This window comes from Longimicrobiales bacterium (assembly GCA_029245345.1).
GTDB lineage: Bacteria > Gemmatimonadota > Gemmatimonadetes > Longimicrobiales > Gaopeijiaceae > CALFPJ01.
Window position 1 is genome coordinate 1 of record JAQWPM010000027.1, and the last position, 12,979, is coordinate 12,979.

12 protein-coding genes are annotated in these 12,979 nt (G+C 59.6%); 4 read left to right on the forward strand and 8 right to left on the reverse strand.

Annotated features, from left to right (window positions below):
- The coding region (locus P8L30_16425) for a DUF885 family protein (protein ID MDG2241791.1) at nucleotides 1-2,064 on the forward strand (2,064 nt) is incomplete at its 5' end.
- A 208-nt stretch (nucleotides 2,065-2,272) separates the two neighbouring features.
- On the opposite strand, the gene P8L30_16430 is transcribed toward P8L30_16425, so the two are convergent.
- Nucleotides 2,273-3,289: a histone deacetylase gene (locus P8L30_16430; GenBank protein ID MDG2241792.1), complete on the reverse strand. Its 1,017-nt coding sequence runs from the start codon at nucleotides 3,287-3,289 to the stop codon at nucleotides 2,273-2,275.
- A gap of 40 nt (nucleotides 3,290-3,329) precedes the next feature.
- Complete coding sequence (locus tag P8L30_16435) at nucleotides 3,330-3,518, reverse strand: hypothetical protein (protein MDG2241793.1); 189 nt, start codon at nucleotides 3,516-3,518, stop codon at nucleotides 3,330-3,332.
- A gap of 468 nt (nucleotides 3,519-3,986) precedes the next feature.
- On the opposite strand from P8L30_16435, the gene P8L30_16440 reads away from it, so the two are divergent.
- On the forward strand, nucleotides 3,987-4,277 hold the full coding sequence (locus P8L30_16440) for a DUF3303 family protein (protein ID MDG2241794.1): 291 nt from the start codon (nucleotides 3,987-3,989) through the stop codon (nucleotides 4,275-4,277).
- Nucleotides 4,278-4,410: 133 nt separating this feature from the next.
- On the opposite strand, the gene P8L30_16445 is transcribed toward P8L30_16440, so the two are convergent.
- From P8L30_16445 to P8L30_16455, 3 genes are all read right to left on the reverse strand, one after another.
- Complete coding sequence (locus P8L30_16445; GenBank protein ID MDG2241795.1) at nucleotides 4,411-4,971, reverse strand: hypothetical protein; 561 nt, start codon at nucleotides 4,969-4,971, stop codon at nucleotides 4,411-4,413.
- Between the two features lie 290 nt (nucleotides 4,972-5,261).
- Nucleotides 5,262-6,044 carry a hypothetical protein gene (locus P8L30_16450; protein ID MDG2241796.1) on the reverse strand — a complete coding sequence of 261 codons (783 nt, stop codon included), beginning with the start codon at nucleotides 6,042-6,044 and terminating at the stop codon, nucleotides 5,262-5,264.
- Between the two features lie 327 nt (nucleotides 6,045-6,371).
- Nucleotides 6,372-7,874, reverse strand: coding sequence for an ABC transporter substrate-binding protein (locus P8L30_16455; protein MDG2241797.1), 1,503 nt, complete (start codon nucleotides 7,872-7,874; stop codon nucleotides 6,372-6,374).
- A 746-nt stretch (nucleotides 7,875-8,620) separates the two neighbouring features.
- Between P8L30_16455 and P8L30_16460 the strand changes: the two genes are divergently transcribed.
- Together P8L30_16460 and P8L30_16465 are read left to right on the forward strand one after the other, a co-directional pair.
- The gene (locus P8L30_16460; GenBank protein MDG2241798.1) at nucleotides 8,621-9,829 is read left to right on the forward strand and encodes a hypothetical protein; all 1,209 of its coding nucleotides are present in this window, start codon (nucleotides 8,621-8,623) and stop codon (nucleotides 9,827-9,829) included.
- Between the two features lie 34 nt (nucleotides 9,830-9,863).
- Nucleotides 9,864-10,013, forward strand: a complete 150-nt coding sequence (locus P8L30_16465) for a hypothetical protein (GenBank protein MDG2241799.1) — start codon at nucleotides 9,864-9,866, stop codon at nucleotides 10,011-10,013.
- A gap of 178 nt (nucleotides 10,014-10,191) precedes the next feature.
- Here P8L30_16465 and P8L30_16470 read toward each other — a convergent pair whose 3' ends face one another.
- The 3 genes from P8L30_16470 to P8L30_16480 form a co-directional block, all read right to left on the reverse strand.
- Entirely contained in the window at nucleotides 10,192-10,677 is a 486-nt protein-coding gene (locus P8L30_16470) for a DUF4440 domain-containing protein (GenBank protein MDG2241800.1), read from the reverse strand.
- 426 nt (nucleotides 10,678-11,103) lie between these two features.
- On the reverse strand, nucleotides 11,104-11,322 hold the full coding sequence (locus P8L30_16475; protein MDG2241801.1) for a hypothetical protein: 219 nt from the start codon (nucleotides 11,320-11,322) through the stop codon (nucleotides 11,104-11,106).
- 865 nt (nucleotides 11,323-12,187) lie between these two features.
- Nucleotides 12,188-12,655: an SRPBCC family protein gene (locus P8L30_16480; GenBank protein ID MDG2241802.1), complete on the reverse strand. Its 468-nt coding sequence runs from the start codon at nucleotides 12,653-12,655 to the stop codon at nucleotides 12,188-12,190.
- Nucleotides 12,656-12,979: the final 324 nt, after the last annotated feature.

The following is a 12,979-nucleotide window of genomic DNA, read 5'->3' on the forward strand; positions in this document are numbered from 1 at the left end:
ATGGAGCTTGTGGCCGAGATTGAAGCCGAGGGGCGCGGGAGCGCACGCCTGTACCTTGCTGACCTCGCTTCATTCGACGAAGTCCGGTCGCTGGCATGGGCGATCCGGCGTGACTACGATCGGATCGACGTGCTCATCAACAACGCCCGGATCTGGCTGGAAGGCCCCCGGCAACTGAGTGACGACGGAAACGAGCTTCACTTCCAGGTCAACTACCTATCGAGCTTCCTACTGACCCGAGAGCTTCTTCCCCTGCTCAGGCGCAGCGCGCCGTACTGTTTGGTAGCATTCTGGGACCAACCTGAGGGATTCAGCGTCCCTCGGCTGGCCGACTGGCACCGCACACCTCATCACGGATCAGAGCGTATGAAGACGTCGACCTCGATCAAATCCGCCTCGGCGCTGCTGCTGCTGCTCTTGACGGCCTTCCAATGCCAGGCGGGAGATGCACGTCCGGAGGGTATACCGGACAGATCGGGCACTTACGATGATCTCGTTGCACTGTTGCAAGAATTCCTTGAGTGGACAGATCCGGCCAGGGCGTCGGGCAACGTTCCGAACCGGGACATCGCCGGCAGCGCGACCGACGTCTATCCCGACTACGGCGAGGCCGCCGTCGAGCGTCGTCAAGCCGAGATGCGGGACTTCCAGGAGCGGCTCGAGGACATGGCAGTCGTGGACTGGGATCTCGATCAACAGGTCGACTATCTGGCAGTTCGTTCCCGATTCGATAAACACGATTTCCTCTTGAACGTGTCCCGCCCTTGGTCCAGAGACCCTGGATTCTATGTGGATCAGATGCTGCGCATCACGTTCCCAGATTTGCCATTGGACGAGGATGAAACCAAAGCACTCCGGACGCGCCTCGAGGCCATCTCCCTCTTGGTGGAGCAGGCAAAGAACAATCTCACGGAAGTAGCCGCCGACTACGCGGACCTCGCGATCTTCAATCTGACCAACGCCGACGGTGTGGGGCACGGTTATCCATATCGAGCAACGCCACCGGCCGGCGTCATTGGCTGGTACGACGACTTCCGCGAGCGAGCGGACACCCAGCAGCCCGATCTCCACGCCGACATCGCCGCGGCCCGGGAATCCGTCCGGGGCTTCCACGACTGGCTCGTCGCACATCGCGGCGACATGACCGGAAAAGCCGGCGTGGGTCGGGAGATGTTCGACTGGTACCTGAAGCACGTGAAGCTCATGCCGTACGACGCGGATCAGATCGTTACGCTGGGCCTACGGGAATTGAGCCGCCTCGGGAGCGAGTATGCGCTGGAGCAGCATCGAAACCGGCACCTGGCGCCGATCGAACTTCCGGAATCGGCGGGGGAGTATGCGGCGCGGATCGATAGCGCCGACGCGCGGATCCGTAGGTTTCTGGTGAAGGAGGACATCATCACGATCCCGGACTACGTTAAGGATCTCGACACCAACGTGCCGTGGATCGTCCGTCCCGGGGGCCCGAACTTCTGGGAGCAGGTGCAGTTCCGTAACCCGACGCCCGATCACTTGCACGCCGTCATCCCCGGGCATCGTTTCGACGGATTGCTCGAACGGCACAACACACACCCCATCCGCGGCAAGATCACCAGCGCGGCGCGTACCGAAGGTTGGGGCGTCTATTTGGAAGAAGCCTTCATGAACGTTGGCTTGCTCGACGACGTGCCGCGGGTCCGCGAGCTCATCCACATCTTCGGTATCTTCCGGGCCGCCAGGGTGCCGGCGGATGTGTGGCTCCAGCTCAACGAGATGACGGTCGACGAAGTCGTAGCGTGGTGGATGGAGCGCACACCGTGGCTGGACGAGAACGTCGCGCGCGTCGACGCTGAGATCTACCTGCGCCGGCCACCCGGCTACGGGCTGGGATACACGATCGGCATGCTGCAGATGCAGCAACTCCTCGCCGATCGCAAGCGCCAGATGGGCGACGATTTCGACCTCAAGGAGTTCCACGACACGTTCATGGCAGCCGGGCGGCTCCCGATGTCGCTGATCCGCTGGGAAATGACGGGGCTGGACGACGAAGTGCGGGATCTCTGGAAGCGGGAGAGGCTCAACTAGGCAGGACGTGCAGGTCCGAATACTCTCCTTCGCGGACGACGCTGGGTGCCACGGAGGGGGGGCTAGTTGCCGTCTTCTAGGCCGGGAGGACAGGGGTCGGAGGTGACCGTCTCGTTACCACAACTGTAGGGGTTGGGCAGGCTGTATCGTGCCACCGCATCGTCCTCCGGCACGTCCTCACCACGGTGAGCGTCTTGCAGCGACCGCGTCACGAACCGTCGAGCAGCGTCTCAAGGTGGGCAGCAGCAGCGAGGGCGTTCCCTTCCACGTTGTAGCCACCTTCGAGAAGTGAGACCAGCCGCCCGTCGGTGAAGTCTTCGGCCAGGTCGAGCGCAATCCGCGTCATGCGCCGGAAGGCATCGTCCGTCACGTCGAAGCAGCCGAGAAGATCGTCGCGTCGGCTGTCGAAGCCGGCCGAGACAATGATGAAATCCGGCTGGAATCGGCTCACGGCGGGCAGAAGCGCTTCATCCCAGGCGCGCAGCATGTCCACGTCCCGTGCGCCGCAGTCCAGATGCCAGTTGATATTGGAGCCTGTGCCCTCGCCCTCGCCCGTCATGGCGGGATCTCCCGTCCCTGGGTACGCCTGCCAGTCATGCGTGGAGAAGAATAGAACGCTCGGGTCATCATAGAACGCATTCTGAGTTGCGTTCCCGTGGTGGTAGTCCCAGTCGATGATCAGGATTCGCTCGAACCCGTGAACCCGCTGTGCGTACCTCGCCGCAATGGCCGCGTTGCTGTAGAAGCAGAAGCCCTCTTCCGCCCCCGTGTTGTTCGCGTGATGCCCTGGGGGTCGGCTCGCGCAGAAGGCGTTCTTCACTGTTCCGCGCGCGACGGCTTCGACCGCTCCGAGCGCCCCGGAGACTGCAAGCTCCGCGATCCGGCCGCTGACGTCGATCGTACTGACCGAGTCGACGTGCTCGGCTGTGTGCGCGTACTGCACGTGGGACAAAGGGTCATCCAGAAGCGACAGAGGAAGCACTGCCTGATCGAGTCCGCGTTCAGCAAAGACCTCCATCATTCGAACGAGCCGAAGTGGGCTCTCTGGGTGTGCCTCGCCTGCACGCTCCGGCAGGACGTGGTCGAGATAGCGCCTGTCGTAGACCAGGCCCGTACCGCTGGCCGTTCTTCTAAGGCCTGGTCTGATCGGACCGAACGCGGGAATCGCACTCGCGCCCAGAAGTCCCTTCGAGGCCGTAGCGATGAAGTTGCGGCGTGTGGTCATAGCGAGCCTGCTCCTCGTAGCGTTGAACACGTGGACATCCCTAAGGATTATCCGCAGCCAGCATCATCGTGAACCCGTCCTCAATCGCCTGACGGCCAAACCACACCTCCTGCACATCGCTGTTCAGACGTCTCCCTTCCGGATGAAACTGGGTGGCAAGCCCCGTAGCATCCCCCGCATTCCAAGCGCTGATGAATTCTTCCGAGATGGTCGCCAAGTGCGATTCCATCTCAGCTTCAGTTGGCAGGTGTTCTTCTGCAGAAACACATGCGAACAGTGCACATGCGAATAAGACAGCAACCAAACGTGAGGCCGTTGGAGGCTACTCCTAGTGAGAAGAATTCAAAGCAATGCACATCCTATACGCGAGTCTAGTCTAGTGCAAATCTCGGACGTTTCACCACGAACTCCCCATTCTCTCAAACAGCAAAAGGGTCCCGCACGGCTTTCCGCACGAGACCCTTTCGAGCGGTTTAGCACCTTGTTAACCCGGTTGCAATCGCAACAACTCGCCGGGGTGCAGGGTCATTCTGCACGGTATAAATATCGCGGAATTTCGGCCCTATTCCAATGTGAACACAGCACCGGTTAGGGCAGCTCAGGACGAGCAGAACAGTGCCGGCCGCTCCAGTATGCTTGCCGAAGTCTCTACCGATAGCTACGGTCTCCCGTCACGCTCAACAGGGAGAGGAAATAGATGGCATTGTACATGATTCGTTGGAGTCTCAACTCCGACACAAAAATGGATGCAGCGGCCAATTTCGCCTCGATGACTGCGGAGGACGACGCCGCTGACGCTGGCGATGTCGACGTGATCGGTCGCTGGCACGATTTCGCTGGCGAGCAAGGGTGGGCAATCTGTGATTCACCTACCGTCACGGATGTCCAGGCCTGGATGTTTAATTGGGGCCCACTCATTAGCTCCACGATCACTCCGGTACAGAATGACGCTGAACTACGGGCGATGTTCCAAGCCAAACTGGGGTGACAACGACTTGATCTAATGACAAAGGCCGTCCCTTCGGGGACGGCCTTTTGTCGTTTTTAGGCGGTGCCACGGGGGGGAGCTAGGGGCCGTCTTCTAGGTCGGGGGGGCAGGTGGGGTGCCGCCCATGATCGGGTCAGCCGCGCGCCGCCTTCGAAAACAGCACGGCCGATCCAACGAATAGCGCAACGAAGAATCCGTTAATGGTCACGATCTCCAGCGGCGCGCTATACGGGGAACCCATCTGCCCGACCAGCGCGACCACGGCAACCAGCGTCTGAGCGAGCGCCGTCGCGAACAACGCACGCGCCATTCCTTCGGGTTTGAAGCGCGCGATGACGGCACCAATTGCTCCGACAACGAGCACCCCGCCATACATCAGGTTAGCGTCGTTGTCCTCGGATCCGATGATGCCAACGGCACCGTTCACCCAGCCGAGGAGCACCGCTGAGCCTAGCGCAAGACCAACGGCGGCTCGGTATGCGGCTTCGCCGGTCTTCCTTGATGCCAGTTCAACAGCGATCCCAACTCCGATGAGCAAGGTCCCGGTCTGAGCGAGATTGTCCACCCAGCTCACTTCACCGATGAACTGCTGCGCAACCAGGGCCAGCAGCAGCATGAACGCTCCGGCGGTCCAGCCGGCCATCCTCCAGCGGCTCCAGCGCCGTGTGCCACCCTTCTCTGCATTTCCTGCCACGGGTTTTTACCTCCTTACTGGCCTCGTTCTATCCACAAGGGAGTAGCAGCACGGCTATTCGCTTCCGCACGCTGGCCGAAACCCTCCATCGCAGGCTTGTTTGCATAGGCTTGCAGCATGAGTCGGGGCCCGGGGAGTTTCTTCATCGGATGACCCTCGCGTGCGTCGGGCAGTACTTCTCCTAATCCTGCCCAACCCTACTCAGGCCCGCAACTCAGGACGCGCAGAACAGTGCTGGAAGCTAGGTGTGGCTAGGTGCCACGCCTTCCAGGGAGACGCAAAGGCAAGGATTATTCGATCGGATACATGTCGAACGATTGATTGTCAAAATAGGCAATCCGGTTTGGCATCGTCTGCATTATCGTGTTTGCAATCGACTGGGAAATCCTATCTGATCGGTATCGGATGGCCATATAGGGCAGGAAACTCTCCGCGATATCCTCGCGGTTCGGAAAATCGCGTGCGTAGGTAGAGATGAACGTGGGATCGGCGGACTGGGCGGCAAGCCAAGCAGGTGCTGAGGCATGAGCCGCGTCCAGCGACGTGTGGGCGGCCTCATGCACAAACGTCTCCTCCAGTATGCCGTCCGCCGTGTAGAGGTCGGCTTGGCCTGTGTGGATGAGTAGGTTGTTGTTCCCACCACCGAACGGCTGAGTGCCCTTGTGGATCCAAACGGTCTCCACATCCTTGCGAAGCGCGGTCGGCAATCGACCGATCACCTCGGCGTACTTCTCCGCCTCGACCAATGCCACACCGGGTCCGCCGAACTCCGGATTGACCTGAATTTCAGCAGCCAGACCGTCGTCGAAGCTGGCGTTGAACAGGTAGGCGTCGACCGTGATCCATCCGTCGACCCGTCGGTCGAACATCGTTCGAGAACCCTGCCCGGCGAACGACAGGTCCTGGAACGTGGTCGGGTCCGAGGACGTGATGATGTTCGGATCGATGAAGATCGTGCCTCCGAATGGCGGGAGCGTCACTGCAGGAGGGGGCACGGTAGGAGCATCTTCTCCCCCACAACTCCACAAGAGCAGTGAAAACAACACGGCACTCAACTCAACTGCTCTCTTCATGCCCTGATTCTGCCCCACTCAGACCCGCAACTCACGACGATCAGAACACTGCTGGATCGCTGGGTGTGGCGGGGTGCCACGGAGGGAGGGCGAGTTGCCGCTTCTCTGCTGGCCTGTTTCATCTGCAATCGGCTCATCCCTCGCGCTCCGCTTCGCTTCCTTCGTTCTTCGGGGAGATCCCGACATAGAGAAGTGTCCGTCCATCTTTGGTGACGCACCCATCCGCTTCCGGAGCTTCCTGGGCTGAACCCCGAGGTCGAGCGCCTGGGCGGACCGGTGATCGTGGTCCGGTGACTGCTGGTCTGGTGAGCGGAGATGACCCTTCGGTCAGGAAAACACGAGCAGACCGTCCACTCGTGGCTTCCAGTCCGTGATCGTTGCATCGACGCCCCAGTACAGGGTCGGGTTGTAGAGAAAAATCCAAGGAGCGTCGTCGCGGATGATCGTGTAGATCCGTCGGTAGATGGCCTGGCGCTTCGTGTCGGAGACGGTCGCCTGCGCTTCTCCGATCAAGGCATCAACCTCCGCATTCTCGTACCCCTCCCACCAGGGGCCCTTGAGCCCGGAGTGGATCTTTTCCCTCAGGACCCGATAGGTGCTGCGCGGACTGGAGTCGAAGCCAGCCGCATTGTTGATCTTCTTCTCCCGGACCATCTGGGAGTAGGCCGACCGGTCCTGGTGCTCGACGATTTCCACTGTGATTCCGACCTGGCCGTACTGCTCCGCCATCATCCGTGCCAGCTCCGGCATCTCATCAGGCATCACCTGAGGGATGTCGAAAACCAACTCGAGCCCGTCCGCGTAACCGGCTTCGGCCAAGAGGCTTCGCGCCCTGTCGGGATCATAGGGGTATGGGGGCGTCTCGGGGTTGTAACCGAAGTGATTCGGGGTCAGGTAGCCACTCAACGGCTGGGCCGCCCCATGCTTGATCTCTTCGATGATCCCATCGACGTTGAGAGCGTAGTTCAAGGCCTGCCGCACGCGGCGATCACTTCCTGCCCCTTCGAGGCTATTGGCCATGAAGATGATGGCCAATCCGCTGTTCGCTTCGTGAGTCAGAGCCGTTCCATCCTCCGCGATCCGATCCCGACCCTGAATGCCGATGCCAGCTGCGATATCGGCTCGACCGTCCAGCAGGGCGTCCACCCGCTTTTCTGAATCGCCTTCGGCAACCCAGTGGATCTCATCGTAGTCCGGGGTCTCTCCCCAATAGTCATCATGCGCGGCGATGACGAGTCGCGTGCCGCTCTGCTCGATGATCTCATACGGGCCACTCCCGACGTAGGCCTCGGGCAATCGATGCAACTCGCTCGCGGGGCTGATCGGCATATCGACGACGAGGTCCAAGAGGTCCGCCATAGGGTCCACGGTGACGATCCTTACCGTCATGTCGTCGGGAGCCGATATCTCCGCCGTTCCCAGATAGCTGATGTAAACGCCCTGGGTCCCGAAGGCACCCCCAATCGAGGGGTCCAGAACCCGACCGAGGGTAGCGACCACGTCGAAAGCGCTCAGCACCTCACCATTATGAAATGTCACACCGTCGCGCAGGTGGAACGTCCAGCTCCGCGCATCCTCTCCCACTTCCCATCGCTCAGCCAAGGCTGGCTGGTAGTTGCCCAGCTCATCCAGTCGCACGAGAGCCTCGTAAACGGAATAGATGATGCTCCGACGGGCGAGAGCGTCACTCACGATATGGGGATCACCGATCGACGCGGATGATTGATATACGGTCAGCACTGGCTGGCGGGTGGCCGTAGGAGCGGGGCTGCAACTCGCGGCGACAAGTGCACCGAGAACGACGCCACGGAAGCACAGATTCAGTCTCATTCGCTGAGGCCTCCAAGGGCCGTGTTCAGGTTGTCGGAACGACACGGTCGGCGGGCCCGACCGAATCGTCTCGGGTCTATTCCGTCGGTGACCACACCCTCCCTTCGGCGGTCCCATCGGCATCCGGCGTCTCGGGGGTGGAGCCTTTCGCTTCGGCGCTGGCGGCTGCCTTGTCGCTGATCTCCTTCTCGCATTCGTAGCACGGTATCAGGGCCACGCCCTGATTCTGCCCCACCCCACTCAGGCCCGCAACTCAGGACGCGCAGAACAGTGCTGGATCGCTGGGCGTGGCTGGGTTCCCGCAACCACACCCGGCCAGGCTAACCTACGCCTCCATGGTTGGGCAGCTTCAATCCTTCCACCGTGGTCAACCCGCTGAGGTCGAGCCACCCGCCCACACGCTCGGGCAACTCAAGTCCCTGTGCAGAATGCAGTTCACAGAATTCACAATTTTGAGGACGTGAGCCGGCCTCGTCCTTGTTCTTCTGACGAAGACAAATCGAGATAAGCAGTAAGAGCAGACTCCCAATGATCAGTACCACATGCGAATGTCCCCGAACTGATTTGCCCTCCTGTTATGGTTTGCGGCATTATTCCATAATTACTAAATTATAGCGTTGTCGATCCCAGTACATTCTTGTACAGGATTTGCAGGATCGTTCCGCTGCCACTTATGGTTTGATTAACTAGCGATGGCGTGGTAAGCACAGCCGCCTGCCGCTCGTCATTTTACAGGAGAAGCAACGATGATTCAGTCCCGTCTAGGTGTATTCTGTTTATCTCTGGCGGTTGCAAGTGCGGCGTGCAGCGGACAGGACGAAGCATCGACTTTTGGTTCGGCAACCACCGTAGGTACCGGTGATCAGTGGATTTCTTCCACTTCGTGTACCGAGCAGGGTCATGCTTTAGTGAATGAAGCTATAATGGCATCTCTGAATATTGAGACGGGAAGAGCTTGGGGCCTCTCGCAGGCGGCGTTGATGATTGACCCAACTTGTACCGCTGCCAAGATCACTCAGGCTGCAATTGCCTTCGACTTTGGAACCGAGTTTCCTGATTTGGGATCTCAGGTTTCGAGACTCGACAATCTTAGTGGAGCGCCGATGACAGATGCTGAGTCTGCTTGGATGGATATCCTTCAGTCTGAAGAGCGGAGGGCTACCTGTGCTGAAGTGGCGGCTGACTTTCCTCAGGAAGGTCTTTTCCAGTGGTGTGCGATCACTCCAGATCTCGAGGGAATAGAGGCACTTAAAGCATTTGCGATGGAGTTTTCTGGATTGGCTGCACCAGCCTACAACATGTTAGCCTATGGTTACGGACAGGCTATGTGGGGTTTGGAAGGCGAAGACGAAGCAACCTCCCGCGAATATCTCACCTTGTATACAGAGGTTTACTCTGGACCTAATGCCTTCGATTCAAAAGCTGAACTACTTGCTCAGTTCGGAGATATAGAAAATGCAATGGAAGCTCAGCTAGGGGCTATAGATCGAGGTGGCAATACCACTTACGGAAGAAATGCACAAATCTATTCCAGAAAGAATGACGAAGAAGATATGAGGCAAGCCGTAGTCGATGTCTTAGAAGGATTGATGGAGGTGATCGCCTCTGAAGAGGAACAACGCGAAGCCATCAATGCTAGCATGGCCGAAGAAGTGTCGATGTGCCTGTCAAATATGGCTCCCTGCAGTCATATGTCGCGAGATGACTATGTAGGTCTCGTGTCGGGCATTGATTGGATCGAGGGATCGGCCAGAGACATTGATGTAACTTTCAATGACGACATGAGTGGTGCGATTTCCCTGCACATTCAAGAGGGAGCGTACATGACTGACGAAGGTCGAGTTGAATATTCTACTCGCGTTTCGTCAGTATGGAATCTGACGTCTGGGACGCCGAGAATAGTTCACTCGAACTACGCACCTATGGGGGGTTCAGGAATTCCTGCTAGTCAATAAGGAAGATTCGAGTAAGGCAGCCAACGTGGCCGCGGTGAAGAGCGAGGTCGCGACGTTCTTCCCCGCGTTTCCCGACGAGACGGCTTGGGGCAACACCTACAGTGGCGAGGGCTATGGCGTCGTGCTGGCCGCGAAGAACAGCGGCATCAGAGTCGACGTGGACAGGTTAGCGGAGCGGCTGTAGTCAACGCACCACAGGCCACCGCAACACTCGACCCGCTTAGAAGCGGCCAAGGCGCCGGCGGGGCTGAGCGGGAGACCGGAATACGATGTCTGGATGGAACGGAAACCCAGTCACTGTCATGCAAGTCCATCACCTCGCTTCGCTCGCTCCTACCTGCACAACCCACCTCGGCACTGAGTCAACCGGAGATCAGGCTGGGCTCCGCAGCGTCACTCGTAAAGCTCAACGCTGCAACCATCCACTCACCATCGATCTTCTTCCATATCGCCAGGTACTTGCCCATATCCAGAAGGTCTCCGTCCTCTCCGGCCAAAACCATGCGATTGACGCCGTACTCGTAGGCGAGGTCGCCTCCCGCCGACATCTCCATATGCGAAGACGAGCCGGAAAACTCCCGCACCAATCCACTCTCGAAATACTGGCTGAGTAGTTCGCGAATCGCGTCCTTGCCCTCGATCTGCGGTGAACCGGCCGGTTGCATGATCGCGCCCTCAGCCCAGTAGGTCAGAACTTCCGGTACGTTGAACGCCGCTTCCGCTGCGACCACCCCTTCCATGCGCGCATGAAGGGCTGCCTTTTCGGCGGCGAGATCTGGCGATGAGGGAGTCGTACATCCAGATAGGACGACGAGTACAGCTGCGATCAACCCTGACGGAATCCGCATTACTTTCTCCTGAATTCGGAAGTGTTCTTTCAACGTACTAGCCTGATCGGGCGAGCAAAACAGTGCTGGATAGCTAGGAGTGGCTGGGCGCTAATGAAGAGAGCGGCCCTCTAGGGCTGCGTTCAGGCGGGTGATGGGGTCAGACATGCGAACAAGATGCGGTGCAAGTCACCGAATCGCGAGCAGATCCTCTGGCCGATGCCCGCGCCGACGTCTTCGACTGCATCGAACGCTTCCACAATCCCAGTGGCTGCATGAGTGCGCCCTATCCGCTCACAGCGGCACACAGGGCTGACGAGAGGGGCTGAGGTGGGCAAGCCCCCACGGTGTGGGTTGCTCGCGGAGCGGGCCGGCCTAGCGGCTACTAAGTACGGCGGCGTCCGAGACGACATTCAGAACTTCCGTAGGATCTTCGCGGAGTCGGGATTAGCCGGAATCCGTGCCGCCCGCGACGCCGGTGTCGCCATCCCCGCGTGGGTTCTCGCGTTCCTCGGAGCGCATCTCCTTCGTGGACAGAGAGAGGGAGGGTGATGCTATAGGTGGACCACCTGCCCCACTCGCCCAAAACTCGTCGCACTCCTTCTTGGAGCCCCCGTCCCAAAGCACGAAACCGTTGTCGAACACGATCCTTTTGAACCTTGGCATATCTACTCCTCGAACCGATAGCAGTCCCCGTGCAAGGACCGAATCCTGTGGCAATCATCGCAGTCGTACTTGATAGATCCTGTCAGGCATGGCGTTCAAGCCCCTACTCACACCTCGGGCAGACCGACCCTTTAGGCGGGTCCTCACCGACCCCACCCCAATACCACGGCCCTCGGCAGCTCGGGCACCGTCTCGTGCCCGCCAGTTCCTTGAGGCGCAAGATTCCGTTCATCGGATCGTTGTGTGCTCCCTTCGCGTCGGGGCGGAAGCGTCCGTCGATTGCGCTCCGATTCCCTCCGCACGCTGGGCACCATGCCCAGGTGTCGTTGGCTCGATCCTGAATCAGGCCCGTTCGGTCGCACAGCTCGCACGCCACGAGACGCGCGATGATGGCCTGGCCTTCTGGCGAAGCCCTAGCAGGACCGTAGGGGGGGAGCCCGGTCGCACGTGAGAAAGCGTTCTGAGCCTCGTGCATGGACAGTGCCCAGCCGACATAACGGCCACGGGCACCGCACTTGAAGCAGGTGGGGCTTCCGCATCTCATCTTCCCGGGATAGCAACAGTCGTAAGCATACCGTCTGTTGGGCATGGCTCTTGAGCCTCCATACAAAAGGGTCCCGCATGGCGAACCACGCGGGACCCTCCCGAGCGGTTTAGCACCTTGTTAACCCGGTTGCAATCGCAACAACTCGCCGGGGTGCAATGTCGTTCTGCACGCTATGAAGCTAGCGAAAACTCGACCCTATTTCAATGCGAAAACACTGCTGGATAGCTGGGTGTGGCTGGGTGCCACGGAGGGGGCCTAGTGGCCGTCAGCTCGGCCGGATTGTTGCTGTTGTTGTTTCTCGTAAAACATTTTGCGTGTTCACATCGCCAGCTTGGCGGCGTTGTTTACCCACCCAGCGTAGATGTCCACAAACATCGCCTTCAGCCCGTCGGCCGTGGCGAACGGAGGCTCGCCGTCTTTCGGCATTCCCTCGCCCGGGTTCACGACGACGAAGTCGACGGAGTACAGGACCTTGGACCCGCTGCCCTCCGGCACGACCTGAAACGTCGGTACGTACTTGGACAGGTTGACCTGGGCGGCCCCCTCGGTGGCCTCGTAGGAGAACGACATGGTCTCCGCGTCGTTCTTGCGCACGATCTCGACGAAGGTCTCGGGCATGTGCGTCATGGTGCGGGTGGAGCCGATCGCGCTGCCCGCGGAGACGACGTACTCGTCCTCCTTGAGGTCCATCCACTTCCACGCCGTCCCGTAGTCGGACATGACCTCCCAGAGCTTCGCGGGGGCTGCGGCCACCACGGTCTCGGTCGCTAAGTGGAGCGATGTCATTGTTTTTTCCAGTCTACGAGTAAGCGTGTCATGCCCTGATTCTGCCCCGCCCCACTCAGGCCCGCAACTCAGGACGCGCAGAAACAGTGGATAGTGGTTCAGCGTCAATGACGGTGGCATAGGGGGGTACTGGGGTCTCGCCTGTGGAGAAAAGGGACCCGCCAAAGCTACCAGAATTTTTCGGGGAACGGTGTTTCAGTGGGGTCGATGTGTGCCGACCGGCACAAGCACCGGCGCCTCCGGCGATGAAGGGAGGGTGACAGGAAAGGTCGATATCAGCCTCGAAAAGGTCCAGCACCTTGTATCCCGAGGCCATCCTCCACC

Coding starts and splice junctions, on each gene's coding strand:
- P8L30_16430 (MDG2241792.1), bottom strand. CDS start 3,289: ATGACCACACGCCGCAACTTCATCGCTACGGCCTCGAAGGGACTTCTG.
- P8L30_16435 (MDG2241793.1), bottom strand. CDS start 3,518: ATGGAATCGCACTTGGCGACCATCTCGGAAGAATTCATCAGCGCTTGG.
- P8L30_16440 (MDG2241794.1), top strand. CDS start 3,987: ATGGCATTGTACATGATTCGTTGGAGTCTCAACTCCGACACAAAAATG.
- P8L30_16450 (MDG2241796.1), bottom strand. CDS start 6,044: ATGAAGAGAGCAGTTGAGTTGAGTGCCGTGTTGTTTTCACTGCTCTTG.
- P8L30_16455 (MDG2241797.1), bottom strand. CDS start 7,874: ATGAGACTGAATCTGTGCTTCCGTGGCGTCGTTCTCGGTGCACTTGTC.
- P8L30_16460 (MDG2241798.1), top strand. CDS start 8,621: ATGATTCAGTCCCGTCTAGGTGTATTCTGTTTATCTCTGGCGGTTGCA.
- P8L30_16470 (MDG2241800.1), bottom strand. CDS start 10,677: ATGCGGATTCCGTCAGGGTTGATCGCAGCTGTACTCGTCGTCCTATCT.
- P8L30_16475 (MDG2241801.1), bottom strand. CDS start 11,322: ATGCCAAGGTTCAAAAGGATCGTGTTCGACAACGGTTTCGTGCTTTGG.
- P8L30_16480 (MDG2241802.1), bottom strand. CDS start 12,655: ATGACATCGCTCCACTTAGCGACCGAGACCGTGGTGGCCGCAGCCCCC.